Source organism: Brevibacillus nigriterrae (assembly GCF_049846925.1).
Lineage (GTDB): Bacteria > Bacillota > Bacilli > Brevibacillales > Brevibacillaceae > Brevibacillus_H.
The window spans coordinates 91,825-105,395 of the sequence record NZ_JBNCMT010000019.1 but is presented as its reverse complement, the minus strand read 5'-3'; the positions used below and the strand labels follow the sequence as shown (position 1 = coordinate 105,395).

The 13,571-nt window shown below is 45.6% G+C and carries 14 protein-coding genes; 1 reads left to right on the top strand and 13 read right to left on the bottom strand.

Annotated features, from left to right (window positions below; all coding sequences use genetic code 11):
* Window positions 1-431 precede the first annotated feature (431 nt).
* A complete protein-coding gene (locus tag ACPW7N_RS15350; RefSeq protein WP_425651975.1) occupies window positions 432-680 on the bottom strand; it encodes a hypothetical protein in 249 nt (82 codons plus the stop codon).
* Window positions 681-944: 264 nt separating this feature from the next.
* On the opposite strand from ACPW7N_RS15350, the gene ACPW7N_RS15345 reads away from it, so the two are divergent.
* The gene (locus tag ACPW7N_RS15345; RefSeq protein WP_425651974.1) at window positions 945-1,499 is read left to right on the top strand and encodes a superoxide dismutase family protein; all 555 of its coding nucleotides are present in this window, start codon (window positions 945-947) and stop codon (window positions 1,497-1,499) included.
* Window positions 1,500-1,551: 52 nt separating this feature from the next.
* Here the strand turns inward: ACPW7N_RS15345 and ACPW7N_RS15340 are convergent, their stop codons facing one another.
* The 12 genes from ACPW7N_RS15340 to ACPW7N_RS15285 form a co-directional block, all read right to left on the bottom strand.
* Complete coding sequence (locus ACPW7N_RS15340; protein ID WP_425651973.1) at window positions 1,552-2,316, bottom strand: type III pantothenate kinase; 765 nt, start codon at window positions 2,314-2,316, stop codon at window positions 1,552-1,554.
* Between the two features lie 15 nt (window positions 2,317-2,331).
* Window positions 2,332-3,177, bottom strand: coding sequence for a carboxylating nicotinate-nucleotide diphosphorylase (nadC, locus tag ACPW7N_RS15335; protein WP_425651972.1), 846 nt, complete (start codon window positions 3,175-3,177; stop codon window positions 2,332-2,334).
* Window positions 3,167-4,786, bottom strand: a complete 1,620-nt coding sequence (gene nadB / locus ACPW7N_RS15330; protein WP_425651971.1) for an L-aspartate oxidase — start codon at window positions 4,784-4,786, stop codon at window positions 3,167-3,169. The genes nadC and nadB overlap by 11 nt, the downstream gene beginning before the upstream one ends.
* A 138-nt stretch (window positions 4,787-4,924) precedes the next feature.
* Window positions 4,925-5,839: a DUF7916 family protein gene (locus ACPW7N_RS15325; protein ID WP_425651982.1), complete on the bottom strand. Its 915-nt coding sequence runs from the start codon at window positions 5,837-5,839 to the stop codon at window positions 4,925-4,927.
* Between the two features lie 103 nt (window positions 5,840-5,942).
* Window positions 5,943-7,391, bottom strand: a complete 1,449-nt coding sequence (nagE, locus tag ACPW7N_RS15320) for an N-acetylglucosamine-specific PTS transporter subunit IIBC (RefSeq protein ID WP_425651970.1) — start codon at window positions 7,389-7,391, stop codon at window positions 5,943-5,945.
* Between the two features lie 62 nt (window positions 7,392-7,453).
* Window positions 7,454-9,178, bottom strand: coding sequence for a phosphoenolpyruvate--protein phosphotransferase (gene ptsP / locus ACPW7N_RS15315; RefSeq protein ID WP_425651969.1), 1,725 nt, complete (start codon window positions 9,176-9,178; stop codon window positions 7,454-7,456).
* Window positions 9,179-9,194: 16 nt separating this feature from the next.
* The gene (locus ACPW7N_RS15310) at window positions 9,195-9,455 is read right to left on the bottom strand and encodes an HPr family phosphocarrier protein (protein WP_425651968.1); all 261 of its coding nucleotides are present in this window, start codon (window positions 9,453-9,455) and stop codon (window positions 9,195-9,197) included.
* Window positions 9,456-9,475: 20 nt separating this feature from the next.
* The gene (gene nagB, locus ACPW7N_RS15305) at window positions 9,476-10,225 is read right to left on the bottom strand and encodes a glucosamine-6-phosphate deaminase (RefSeq protein WP_425651967.1); all 750 of its coding nucleotides are present in this window, start codon (window positions 10,223-10,225) and stop codon (window positions 9,476-9,478) included.
* The gene (gene nagA, locus ACPW7N_RS15300) at window positions 10,222-11,394 is read right to left on the bottom strand and encodes an N-acetylglucosamine-6-phosphate deacetylase (protein ID WP_425651966.1); all 1,173 of its coding nucleotides are present in this window, start codon (window positions 11,392-11,394) and stop codon (window positions 10,222-10,224) included. The genes nagB and nagA overlap by 4 nt, the downstream gene beginning before the upstream one ends.
* 9 nt (window positions 11,395-11,403) lie before the next feature.
* The gene (locus ACPW7N_RS15295) at window positions 11,404-11,901 is read right to left on the bottom strand and encodes a PTS sugar transporter subunit IIA (RefSeq protein ID WP_425651965.1); all 498 of its coding nucleotides are present in this window, start codon (window positions 11,899-11,901) and stop codon (window positions 11,404-11,406) included.
* A 166-nt stretch (window positions 11,902-12,067) separates the two neighbouring features.
* Window positions 12,068-12,928: a glucose PTS transporter transcription antiterminator GlcT gene (glcT, locus tag ACPW7N_RS15290; protein ID WP_425651964.1), complete on the bottom strand. Its 861-nt coding sequence runs from the start codon at window positions 12,926-12,928 to the stop codon at window positions 12,068-12,070.
* Between the two features lie 218 nt (window positions 12,929-13,146).
* On the bottom strand, window positions 13,147-13,554 hold the full coding sequence (locus ACPW7N_RS15285) for a Fur family transcriptional regulator (protein ID WP_425651963.1): 408 nt from the start codon (window positions 13,552-13,554) through the stop codon (window positions 13,147-13,149).
* Window positions 13,555-13,571 lie beyond the last annotated feature (17 nt).

The following is a 13,571-nucleotide window of genomic DNA, read 5'->3' as shown; positions in this document are numbered from 1 at the left end:
ATTCTAAACTGCAAAACAATTCACTTGGCTAGTGTTTTGATTCACTATAAAACGCTTTATTGTTCAGTTTTCAAAGAGCATTTAGTTTATTCATCAACCTTCTCGCTTGAGAGGCAGGTTTATAATATATCATGTTAAATCTATTAATGCAACCCGCATTTTTTGGAAAGTTGACCGAGCGTTAAAGTAAGTTATTCAACGGCCGGAACACTAATATATCACATCGAATCCACGTAATTCAACCCACAACATTTGGAAATTTTACATATCTACTAAACAACATCTGACAAGCAGAATATTAATTTATCATAAATGTAATCCACTCTCAAATGCAGCTATTGGAAAACTATCAAAAATAGACCCGCAGTTACATAGCGGGTCACTCAAATACGCTAATACGAATAGATTACTTTCAATTTCATCTTTATCTATTATGGTTTTCTTGAATCTTGAATCATGTCCTCAATAAGTTCGCCAGCAGCAATTTGCTCAGCAGTGTTTTGTAAATCTTTCAGAGGATAGATAATTTTCCTGATCATAACGTATAAAATGGCTATGGCTATCGCTGCTACAACGGCGATAATCAAAACCATTAGTGGCAAGTTCCCAATAATAATCCTCTCTCCAATCGTATCAACTTGATCCAGATACCAATCATTTTCTAATTGATGAAACTGCATCGGTTCCCTTTTATGAAACTATATCGACGACCACTATTTTACCCTCTATTCAATAGAATGAATCGTTAAAAATCGACTCTTTGTGAAATTCTTATGTCAAGAAAACCCCTTTCAATCTCTTGCTATCTCCATGAAATAATGGCAATCGGGAGAAAAAAGAGCTTTTTCTATGAATTTGCCAAGCACATATTGGGTAAGACTTTAATAGTCAATGGACATACTACATTTGTTTGTAAAAATTTCTTTCACAAGGAGCGATAGCATTTGAAACGCATAGAGTGGAAAAACATCTTTTTGGCAGTGATGATTGGTTCACTTGTTGGCACTGGAGTTATCTATGCCACACCTCATCTTTCTGCAATCGGAGAGAAAGCACCTATTAGTACTCTTACTGCAAAATTGTACAATGCCAATGGTCAAAATATAGGTGCCGTTACTTTATCGAATACAGACACAGGTGTAAAACTGCAAGTCTCTGCCTCACATTTGTCCCCAGGTAAGCACGGGATACATATTCATCAAAAAGCATTTACTGACTTTGATTTCTCAACAGCAGGTGAACATTTCAATCCTTATGGTAAAAATCACGGCTTGAAAAATCCAGAAGGGCCTCACCTCGGTGACATGCCAAACCTTGAGGTTAATCAAGACGGAACGGCTAATGCTGAATTACTAATCGAAGGTGCCAATTTAATAAAAGGAGATAAGAACTCACTTCTCGGCAAATCCGTTATTATCCACGCAAAAGAAGATGATCAAATAACGGATCCAGCAGGCAATTCCGGAGATCGTGTCGCTGGTGCGAACATTCCCGAGTAATTAGAGCAGCACAGAAAAAAAGAGAGCCATTCCGCTCTCTTTTTTCATTCGGCTATTTATTCCGTTCATAGATCAGTCGGAGACCTTTTAGCGTCAAATTCGGATCTACAATGTCAATACAGTTTGTTTCATTTGAGACCAGAGAAGCTAAACCCCCCGTCGCAACAACGATTGGTTCGACCTTGGACTCTCCCTTGATCCGACGCACGATTCCTTCTACCTGTCCAACAAACCCATAATATATCCCCGACTGCATGGCAGCTACCGTGTTGCGCCCTACGACACTAGGAGGCTTTGCAATCTCAATACGAGGGAGCTTGGCTGCCCGACTATACAAGGCCTCCGTAGAAATTCCGATCCCAGGTGCAATCGAACCGCCCCAATACTGCGCCTGTTCATCGACAAAACAAAAAGTAGTAGCCGTACCGAAATCAACAATAATCAAGGGTGATCCATAATAGTGAATCGCAGCTACCGCATTGACAATCCGGTCTGCACCGACTTCACGAGGATATTCATACTTGATATTCAGTCCGGTTTTGATTCCTGGGCCAATGACCAACGGTTTCTTGTGAAAGTACTTGCTGCACATTCTTTCAATAGCAAAATTAATAGGGGGCACAACAGAAGAAACGATGACACCCTCCACTTGTTTGAACGTAAGACCAACACTTTCAAACAAGCTGCGGATCAACATACCGTACTCGTCTTCCGTCTTGTTCCGATCAGTTGCCACTCTCCAATGAAAACGCAGTTCTTCCTCTTCATACATGCCAAGAACGATGTTGGTATTTCCGATATCAATCACCAATAGCATCGGTTTATCCCCTTCTTATCTCTTCCGTTGATTGAGATCAAGACTAATATCAAGCGCTTTAACAGAATGGGTAAGTGCTCCAACGGAAATGACATCAACACCCGTCTCTGCGATAGAGCGTATGGTCTCAAGGTTTACCCCGCCGGAAGCTTCTACGATTGCTCTGCCAGCGATAAATTGAACCGCTTCTCTCATTTGATCCGGTGACATGTTGTCCAGCATAATAATATCCGCTTTTGCAGACACTGCTTCTTCTACCTGAGCCAACGATTCTGTCTCTACTTCAATTTTCATGGTATGAGGAATGGCTGCACGTGCTGCTTCTACTGCCTGAGTGATGCCACCCGCTCCTTTAATATGATTATCTTTGATCATGACTGCATCATATAGCGCATACCGATGATTATGTCCGCCACCAACAGTAACAGCGTATTTCTCGATCAAGCGCAGACCTGGCGTTGTTTTACGTGTGTCTACTACCCTAGCCTTGGTTCCCTCGATTTCTTTGACAAATTCACTTGTACGGGTAGCAATTCCTGATAGACGCTGCAAGAGATTAAGCGCCAACCGTTCGCCGCTTAATATGGATTGAACCGATCCTGTAACTTCAGCAATGGCTTGCCCTTTTGTAACAACCGCTCCTTCTTCCACTTTAGCAACAAAACCCAACGAAGGATCGATGACCTCGAAAACTAATTCCGCAATCGGCAATCCAGCAACTACACCCTCTTCTTTTGCATAGAGAATGCCTACTCCTTGCTCGGCCACCGGAATTGTACTTGTCGTTGTAATATCGCCAAAACCGATATCTTCATCTAACCATTCCTCGATTTTTCGTCGAAGCTCCCGTTTACTCCACATCGGATTGATCACTTTCCTCTCGTACACCGAATTGAATTGATTGTAATGAGTGTTTTCGCCAGACCAGATCATCCCGATTCGGGAAATCTTCACGATAATGACCGCCACGACTCTCTTCACGCAGCAAAGCCGCTCGAGTAGTCAACATGGCAGCAGTCAACAAATTGAGATACTCGAATGCTTCTCGATCCCGATAGTTGCAGTTAAAGAACTTCTGCATCTTTTCCAGCTCGCTGATAGCTTTGAGTAAACTTTTTTCATGGCGCTTTAAGCTGACATATCGAAGCATCAGCTTTTGTAATTTTACTCGCTCCTGTTTCGTACTACGGGCCTTGCCGTCTTTGCTGTGTTTGGATTGTACCTGGCCGATGTCGGCTAATGGTGCCAAACGCTTGATTCGCTCCGCAATGCGATGTCCAAACACAACTGCTTCTGACAAGGAGTTGCTCGCCAGACGATTCGCCCCATGCACACCCGTACATGAAACTTCTCCACAGGCAAACAAACGTGCCGTACTGGTTTCACCATGCAGGTCAGTTTTTACTCCACCCATAATGTAATGACAAGCAGGAGCTACCGGAATCCAGTCGGTTACCATATCTAGTCCGTATTCCAAGCACTTATTATAAATTGTCGGAAAGCGATGTTTGATCAATTCTTCTGTTTCATGAGTGATGTCCAAATAGACATAGGAAGAATGAGTCTCTTCCATCTCAGACACGATCGCTCTCGCTACGATATCTCGAGGTGCCAATTCCTTCTGATGATGGTATTTTTGCATGAATCGCTCACCGTTGATATTGCGCAGGATGGCGCCTTCGCCTCGCACCGCTTCCGAAATCAAGAAACGGGGAGCACCCGGATAGTAAAGTGCCGTCGGATGAAATTGAATGAACTCAACATCCTTGATCTCCGCACCTGCCCGGTAAGCCATGGCGATACCATCTGCGGTGGCAATATCAGGGTTCGTTGTATATCGATAAAGCTGCCCTGCCCCGCCCGTTGCCAGGATGGTGGCGTAGGATTCAATAAATACCAATTCCTGATCAGGTTGAATCACAAGCACTCCGACACATTCCTCATTGGACGTCACCACATCCACGGTGAAATGATTTTCCAACACCGTAATGTTAGCGGTTTCAAGTACTCTTTGCGAAAGTGCACGGACAATCTCTGCTCCTGTCGCATCACCTTGCGCATGGAGGATGCGGCGTTGGCTGTGAGCCCCTTCTTTGGTCAGCTCGTAGTGTCCGTGTGAATCTTTATCAAACTGGGTACCATAGGCAATCAGTTCTTTTAATCGTTCCGGGCCCTCATGCACAAGAACTTCTACAGCGTCATTCGAACACAATCCGGCTCCCGCAATCAATGTATCCTGACGATGAAGTTCAGGTGAATCAGACTTGGCAGTTACGGCGGCAATTCCCCCTTGTGCCCACCGTGTGTTGCTATCATCCAGCCCTTTTTTGCTGATGAGAATCACATTTGCATATTCACTGACCCGTAATGCAGTATATAAACCTGCAATACCCGCACCGACAACAACGACATCTGTTTTGGTACGAGGCAGTTGGTCCAAATCAAAATCAACTATGTAACGAGGGATCATCTTTTTCCCTTCTCTCTATCAGACATAATGGTTGAGATTCAATTTATTATAGCAAATTGACTATGTGGGAAAAAGGATAAAAGAAAAGAGTGCTACTAAGAGCACTCTTTTGTACCAATAAAAAATGGATAAGCGTATTTATCGCAAAACCGATGACGCCATGCGCACATACGTATGCCGCTTGCCCCGAATAACAATCGAGTATTGCATAATATTTTCCGGAATTGCGATTCCTGTATAGCCCGCATCACCAATATGGTACATATCCGTTCCAGCCATTTTACTGTAAAGAGCGATTTGTCTGATTGTCGCTTCGTCCGCTCCCTCTTGACTGGTCCCCGTAGCCAGGATAGTTAACGCACCGTGTTTATGTACGGTCTGGACAAGCCTTTGGCTGTTTTCCAGCGTAATTCCTGGTACGGTACCTGGTGAAGGCAAGAGAATGACATCTGCACCCGCTTCAATAAAAGAAACAAGATCCTGTTCCTTAATTATGTCTGCACCCGCCTCACCCACAACACCTGCTGCGTGCATTTTTCCCGCGATAATCAATATATCCTCACCCATTACTTTGCGAGCACCTGAGATCGCACGGATGATTTCGGGATTGGTAACACCTGTTTTCGGATTTCCCGTCAAGCAAATGAAATCAAAGCCCAGATTCTTGGCTTCCCTGAACGTTTCTTCTGTTGCGGTTCTACCTACCGGAAGTGTATCCAGCTTTTCTGCTTGCTCGGCATGCGGATCGACAGGCTCCAGATTAACTCCTACCGGGCGTCCGATGTATTGTTTCAGTTGCCGTATCACTTCTTTCGGATCATCCACATCCAGACCACTAATTTTTGGATCAAATACGTCAAATAAGTTTAGTAATATCATATCTGCGCCAAAAGCGGATACCATCTCGGCATTCGATACACTAAGCAAGGGCTGTACCGAGCAAATCACTTCAGCAAGCAATACTCTTCCTTCTGATGCACGAATCGATTGTTTCAACTGTTGACCGTTCATTTGGGCAAAGTTCGAGGCCTTGCAATCAAGCAACCGCAGCATTTTTGACCACATTCCTTTCAAAAATTCCTCAATGGTACCAGATAAGATATGTAACAGAAGGAAGCCTTCTAAAAGATAAGCTTCCTTCTACTAACGTATTCGATTACATCTTCTTGATTTCGTCTTTTAACATTTCTGATTGTGTTCCGAAAACAACTTGCACACTGCCTTGCCCCAGTTTCATAACACCTGCTGCCCCGAGTGCACGGAGTGTTTTTTCATCTACCTGTTTATCGTCTGCCAGCACAAGGCGCAAGCGAGTGATGCAAGCATCGACATCCTTCACATTGGACTTCCCGCCAATCGCCTGGAGAACCTGTGCAGCCTTATCACGTAGAGGCGTATTGCCACCTGCTGATTGACCATCTGCATCCAGATCATCATCATCTTCGCGACCTGGTGTCTTAATGTCGAATTTCACAATCAGGAAACGGAACAGGAAGTAATACACGACACCAAATGCCAGACCGACTGGAATCATCAAGAGCGGGTTCGTTGACAGCTTGTAGTTAACGAGGTAGTCAATCAAACCTGCGGAGAAACCAAAGCCGAGTTTGATTCCCATGACCGTTACAATATACGCTGAAATACCTGTTAAAATCGCATGCACAAGATACAAGAGCGGTGCTGCGAACATGAAAGCAAACTCGATCGGCTCAGTAATCCCTGTCAGGAAGGAAGCCAAAGCTACACCAATAAATACGGAGGATACCATTTGACGCTTCTCAGGTTTAGCAGAATGGATGATAGCAAATGCCGCCGCTGGAAGAGCAAACATCATAATTGGGAAGAACCCTGTCATGAACATACCTGCTGATTTATCACCAGCGAAGAAACGAGTCAGGTCACCATGTACTACTTTACCAGCCACATCGGTAAAGCTTCCGATTTGGAACCAAGCGATTGCGTTAAGCACGTGATGCAGTCCGAATGGAATCAATAAACGGTTAAAGAATCCGAATAATGCCGCACCAGCAGCGCCCAAACTTACAATCCAGTTACCGAAGTTGTCCAAACCTACCTGGATTGGTCCCCAAATCAAACCAAACAACAGACCGATAATAACCATCGATAAAGACGTGACAATCGGAACAAAGCGTTTTCCGCCAAAGAAGCCTAACCAATCAGGAAGCTTGATATCGTGGTATTTGTTGTACATATAGGCAGCAATACCACCTGCGAGAATACCGCCCAATACCCCCATGTTCAGCTTGGCATCGTCAGCAATCCACGGCATGGCTGCAGGAACTTTGGATAATACAGCAATAAGTACCTGATATGCGATAACTGCTGCCAAGGCCGCTACTGCGTCACCTGCCAAACCAATTGCGACGCCAATAGCAAAAATAAGTGCAAGATTTGAGAAAATTGCGTCACCACCAGCTAACAGGAACGGAGCAACATACTGATTCAGAAATCCGCCAACTGCCGGACCAAGATGGAATTCCGTCTCATAGTTGATTGCACCGAAACGCAGGAGCAGTGCGGCCGCCGGTAATGTTGCAACTGGCAGCATGAGCGACTTCCCGATCTTTTGAAGAAAAGCCAACATACTAAGACCTCCCTTTAGAGTTTTTATATCAGAAAGTAACTCTCCTTTTTCACAAAGGAGGTTTACTTGTCTGCATGAATTTGTGCCTGCAAATACGCTCGAACTTCTTCACCAGTTGCTAATGTAAGCGCATGCAAAGCCGTTTGCTGTGCTCCCTGATACGAGATGCTGCGGATATTCTTCTTTATAGCCAGAATGCTGTTCGGACTGGTGCTCAGCTCCACAATGCCTAGCCCGACTAGCAATTCGGTAGCCAGTGGATCACTAGCCATTTCACCGCAAACTCCTACCCAAATGCCTTTTTGACGAGCAGCATCCGTCACCATTTTCAGCAGACGAATTATTGCAGGATGGAAATGATCATAAAGTGAGCCAAGTCGTTCATTCATGCGGTCAACAGCAAGTGTGTACTGAACCAGATCATTGGTCCCTACGCTGAAGAAATCAACTTCGCTTGCCAGTACATCAGCAATCACACAAGCACTAGGAATCTCGATCATAATCCCTACTTGTATTTCCTCATCAAACGGTACTCCGGCATCTCGCAGTTCCGCCTGAACCTCGTGGAGGACTTGTTCCGCCTGCCGCACCTGTTCCACGTGCGAGATCATAGGGAACATAATATAGATTTTCCCGTGTGCACTCGCCCGCAAAATCGCTCGAAGCTGTGTTTTAAACATATCGAGACGATCCAGTGAAATGCGAATGGCACGGTAACCCAGGAACGGATTCATTTCTTTCGGTAACTCCAGATATGGCAAATGTTTGTCTCCACCAATATCGAGGGTTCGGATGATGACTGGCTTCCCTTCCATCTGCTCGGCAACGGTCTGATACGATTGGAACTGCTCTTCTTCTGTTGGAAGGCTGTCTCGATGCATATAAAGGAACTCGCTGCGGAACAGTCCGATACCGTCTGCCCCTTTATCCAAAACCCACTCAAGGTCGGTAGGTGAACCAATATTTCCTTTAGTCAGTATCCGATGACCGTCAAGCGTAATCGCCTCTACATCCCGCAGTTCTTGCAACTGCTCTAGAGATGCTCGGTACTGATCGATTTGCTGGTGCGTTGCTTCTATTGTTTCCTCATCCGGGTTAATGGTAATTTGCCCTGTATTGCCGTCTACAATGACCATATCGCCAGCGGCAACGCTCTCAAGTAACGAGGAACCGACACCAAGTACTGCGGGAATCCCCATCGCTCTCGCCAAAATGGCTGCATGAGATGTGGCTCCGCCCGTAGCGGCTACAATCCCTTTGACCAATCCTTTCGGCATTTGCACGGTATCAGAAGGAGTCAGGTCTTCAGCAATCAGAATCACGGGTTCAGTCATCTCTGGAACAGAAGAACTTCCTTTACCCAATAACCCGTTCATAATTCGCTTACCCACATCACGAATATCTGCAGCCCGCTCCCGCATGTACTCATCATCCATGTCCTCAAACAGTTGAGAAAATTGCGAGACAATCTGCTGAACGGCCGAGGCCGCATCGATGTGATCCGTTGCGATCATTTTTTTCATTTCCCCAACAAACCCAGGGTCCTCCAGAAAGGCAAGGTGTGCAGACAAAATCGCAGCCTGTTCAGGACCTAATGTAGATTCCATCTCATCACGCAACACCTCGATTTGGGTGTAAGCATGTGCAACACTTTGCTCCAGCTTTTCTGTCTCTCTGGCAATCTCATCTTCGTGAATCCGTGTGGTGGTAGTCTGTACTGGTTCCTGGCGCAAAATATGCGCTTTGCCCACACTAACTCCCGCAGACGCTGCTATTCCTACTAGCATGGTGATTCCTCCCCAATCATCCAATCTGCTCTTGAACCAGCTCAGTCAGCGTTGTAATGGCTGCCTCTTCATCTGGTCCACTTGCTTCAATGCGGATCTCATCGCCTTGCTTGATGCTGAGTGCCATGATGTTCAGAATGCTTTTGGCATTCGCCTTCTTTTCACCCTTTTGCAGCATGATTTCTGACTCGAACTGTGTCGCTTTGCTTACGAGAAGAGATGCCGGGCGAGCGTGCAATCCTCCCTCACTCATAACCTTGACCTGAATCGATTTCATCGTGATCACTCTTTTCTTCTTTAGATTGAGCCATGCTCGTGTAATAACGCTGCTGCAGCCGCTTTATCCACAATCAGCGTAACGTCTGGATGTAATTGCAGGATGGACGCAGGGATATGCGGGTCAGCCTTTTCGCTGAACATCTTCTGAATGGCTTCTGCCTTGTTTTCCCCATTGGCCAAGAGCAGAATGGAGCGTGCCTGCATTATGCTGCGAATTCCCATTGTTATCGCTTTGCGGGGGACTTCCTGTTCATCTTCAAAAAAGCGTGCATTGGCATGGATCGTTTCCTCTGCCAGCTTGACGATATGGGTAGGTAGCGTAAACGTGTCACCTGGCTCATTAAACCCGATATGTCCGTTCACACCTATCCCCAAAATCTGCAGGTCAATTCCGCCAGCCTCTGCAATTTGCTCTTCGTATCGATGGCAAAAACCTGTCTCCTCCATAAAGATTACAGAGGGGAAATTGATTCGTTTCTCATCCATATCCACTTGCGAAAATAAATGATCCCACATAAAACGGTAGTAGCTTTGCGGATGATTGTTCGACAGCCCGATGTATTCATCCAAATTAAAACTGGTTACCTGGCCGAAACTCACTTGCTGGTCTTGATACATTTTGACCAGTTGCTCATATAATCCGAGCGGTGTGCTCCCGGTGGCAAACCCAATTACCGAATCCGGTTTTTGATGAAGTTGATTGCTAACCATTTGAGCCGCCTTCTGACTCAGTTCGTTGTAATCTTCCGCAACAATCAATCGAATCACTGTTCAAGCTCCTCCTTATAAACGGGGATACCTTTGACTATCGTTTCAACCACCCTGAAATCGGCTGACAGTACCGCTATATCGGCATCTTTACCAACTGCAAGACTTCCCTTGCTGTGACTGATTCCTAACTTGGTAGCAGGAGCAGTAGCAGCCATATAAACGGCATCAATCAATGGAACTCCGATTTCATCTACCATGTTGTGCACTGCTTTTTGCAACGACAATGTACTGCCAGCCAGTGTAGAATCGGCAAGACGTGCGATGCATTGACGGACAATTACCGTTTGACCGCCGAGGCTGTACTCCCCATCTGGCAAACCGACTGCTCTCATCCCGTCGCTGATCAATAGCAGCTTCTCTCTCCCTTTCAACTGGTACAGGATATCGAGAATACTTGCATGTGTATGAACAAGATCGGCAATCACATCGCAGGTCATCTGTTTCATTCCCATCAGCGCCCCGACTACCCCCGGTTCCCGATGATGCAGTCCTCGCATGGCGTTGAATGCATGGGTAAAGTGAGAAGCTCCGTTTTCCACCGCCCGCGACACCTCTTCATGTGTCGCATTCGTGTGTCCGATCGAACAAATGATTCCTCGGGATGTCAATGACTTGATCGCTTCCACCGCACCAGAGATTTCAGGGGCTATTGTGACTACGCAGGGAAGATCATCTATCCACGTAAGCACCTGATCTACCTCATCAGAAGTAGGGTTACTGATATAAGCCCCATTTTGTGCCCCTTTATAGACTTCACTGATCCAAGGGCCTTCCAAGTGGACGCCCAGCACTTGTGCTCCCCCGGTTTGCTTTGCCTTCATCTGATGGATATTTTCGATGACTTTCCTGATCTCATCCATCGGAGCAGTCATCGTAGTAGGGAGGAAGCCAGTTACGCCAAAACGGGCAAGGCTGTGACTGATTTCATCGATCGCTTCCTCGGTTCCATCCATCACATCATGACCGGCATTTCCATGCACATGAATATCAATAAATCCAGGGCAAATGTAGCTGGATGAGTAATCGACAACCTCATCTTCGTCCCTGACGTCGAAGCTGGCTTCTTCTCCGACAAACGTGATGGTCGCACCTGTTACCACCAGTACGCCGTTTTCTATGATTTGATCGGGTAATACCACACGTCCCTTATAAACCTTTCTGGTCATCACCATCACCTACTTCAGGCTTAATACGATAACTTCATTCAGCCCAGCCTGTACTTGACCGGTTGTTTCCTGTTTACGGGAATCCACCTTGTCTCCGTTTGTCACCAAAACCGGAGTGATGGTCGAGAAGCCTGCTTGCTCAATGGTTGCAATATCGAACTCGATCAGTTTATCTCCTACTTCTACCTGATCGCCTTCTTTTACACAGGCATTGAACCCACGCCCATCCAACTTGACTGTATCGATTCCGATATGAAGAAGGAGTTCCAGTCCCTCATCTGTAACAATCCCGATAGCGTGAAAAGTTGAAGCAAGATGAAGCACTTTTCCTCTTACTGGCGCAATCAAAACTCCTTCAGACGGCTTTATCGCTACCCCATCGCCTACGATTTTCTGTGCAAAAACTGGGTCTGGTACTTGTTCGAGCGGTATCAATTCACCGGTTAACGGTGCTTTCACGATCACTTCTTTGTCATTTGCTTTTTTAGAGAAAAGTTTGCCAAACATATGGTCCTCCTTGGTAGCTTGTTCTTATGCTAATTGGATTGATGACGTTTACAGAAGATGTATCGAAAACAAACAAGGCATGAGCCCAGAATAACAAAAGAACATAATATTTCCTTTGCTGCTTCAAGGGCTCATGCCTAGTCGCACTAGTAACACGCCACCTTATTTAATTATCATCCTTCACTTCTGTCAAACGATACAGATGCATGGCAATATATCCAACTTCATCTTCCGGTACGGCAATTTCCAGACGCTCTGTAATCAGTTGGGAAAGTGATTCAGCCAGCGTATACGAATCTCCACACATTTGCTTTATTCGATCCAGCAGAGGGTTCACAACCACCTTGCCTTGGCGGATACGTTCAATCGCAAACCGCAAGTGAGTAATCAGCCGTGCGTATTCGACACTGTCTTTTTCCAATCGAACGCTCATCTGGTTCTCTACTTGCTCAACCAGTTCCTTGATCAGGTTGGTAAAGCGAACAGTACTCGATACGGGTGAAGCATTTGCTGCTGAATGGATGTGCAGGGTGAGAAATCCTGTCTCGCTCTCGGGAATCTGGATGGCGAAGCGTTCCTCAATCATTTGCGAAGCCCGTTTTGCCAAAGCAAATTCTTTGGGATACAGCGTTTGAATCTCAAACAAAAATGGATTCACGATCTCAAGCCCATTCCGCAAGCGATGAATAGCAAATTGGATGTGGTCCGGCAATGCAACATGGACGTGCTCGTTCAATGGTGAATTCAGTTCCTTTGCTACGATGGCAATAATCTCTTCTGAGAGACCAATGACTGACTCATCCACCTGATTTAACAGGGAACGGTACTGCTTAATATGATTTTGATCTTCCAACCTGAACTTTTTTTCGATTCGGGTATCTGACGTTTCCAGTTGATCCCCTGGTTTCTTGGAAAAACCGATTCCTTTGCCCAGCAGGATAATCTCCGCATCGGTTAGCGATTCTTTGACCAAGACAACATTATTGTTAAAAGCACGTTCAATTGTATACCTGTTGCCTGCTGTCATCCGAATCTCACCGCCCAAGAGAGTTTGTTAGTAAAGGATATGTCCATCATACGTAAAAAAGCCAAGAAATAATCTTTTTCACGAAAAGATTTTTCTTGGCTCATGCCCGGATTTACCAGTAACACGCCATGATGTAAAGCGTTTTCACACCTTCTGTTACAGGTAATCATAGAGCGAAAGATTTTGGTTGTCAAGCAGGCAATTCAATTTTTATTTTCTCAGACACAACTGTTGCATTTGCCGTAGATTTCGAATTTATGTCCAGTGACCTGAAAGTCTTGTGGCAGTTCAGGTACGAGATTCATGGGGCACGCAGCAACGGCCTTCGTTTTTCCACATTCTGTACATATCAAGTGGTGGTGATGACCGTGGGAACAAGCCAGGCGGAATTTCCCTTCTCCCTCCAACTCTGTCTCTTCCAAAATGCCCAACTCCACAAAAGTGGAGAGATTGCGGTAGACTGTATCAAAGCTGAGCGTAGGATAATTCTCTTTCATCTGCTCCATAATTTCCCTTGCAGACAAATATCGTTTCTCTTGGGCACAGATGCGGATGATCTCTTCCCGTTTGCCTGTGTATTTGAAACCACGCTCTTTCAAGATTTGCAGTGCTTCATCCAGATTCATAAACGTCCCCCCTTCCC

Bases quoted from the DNA above. Each gene is read 5' to 3' on its own strand.
- ACPW7N_RS15350 (WP_425651975.1), bottom strand. From the start codon at position 680: ATGCAGTTTCATCAATTAGAAAATGATTGGTATCTGGATCAAGTTGAT.
- ACPW7N_RS15340 (WP_425651973.1), bottom strand. From the start codon at position 2,316: ATGCTATTGGTGATTGATATCGGAAATACCAACATCGTTCTTGGCATG.
- nadC (WP_425651972.1), bottom strand. From the start codon at position 3,177: ATGTGGAGTAAACGGGAGCTTCGACGAAAAATCGAGGAATGGTTAGAT.
- nadB (WP_425651971.1), bottom strand. From the start codon at position 4,786: ATGATCCCTCGTTACATAGTTGATTTTGATTTGGACCAACTGCCTCGT.
- ACPW7N_RS15325 (WP_425651982.1), bottom strand. From the start codon at position 5,839: ATGCTGCGGTTGCTTGATTGCAAGGCCTCGAACTTTGCCCAAATGAAC.
- nagE (WP_425651970.1), bottom strand. From the start codon at position 7,391: ATGTTGGCTTTTCTTCAAAAGATCGGGAAGTCGCTCATGCTGCCAGTT.
- ptsP (WP_425651969.1), bottom strand. From the start codon at position 9,178: ATGCTAGTAGGAATAGCAGCGTCTGCGGGAGTTAGTGTGGGCAAAGCG.
- ACPW7N_RS15310 (WP_425651968.1), bottom strand. From the start codon at position 9,455: ATGAAATCGATTCAGGTCAAGGTTATGAGTGAGGGAGGATTGCACGCT.
- nagA (WP_425651966.1), bottom strand. From the start codon at position 11,394: ATGACCAGAAAGGTTTATAAGGGACGTGTGGTATTACCCGATCAAATC.
- ACPW7N_RS15295 (WP_425651965.1), bottom strand. From the start codon at position 11,901: ATGTTTGGCAAACTTTTCTCTAAAAAAGCAAATGACAAAGAAGTGATC.
- glcT (WP_425651964.1), bottom strand. From the start codon at position 12,928: ATGACAGCAGGCAACAGGTATACAATTGAACGTGCTTTTAACAATAAT.
- ACPW7N_RS15285 (WP_425651963.1), bottom strand. From the start codon at position 13,554: ATGAATCTGGATGAAGCACTGCAAATCTTGAAAGAGCGTGGTTTCAAA.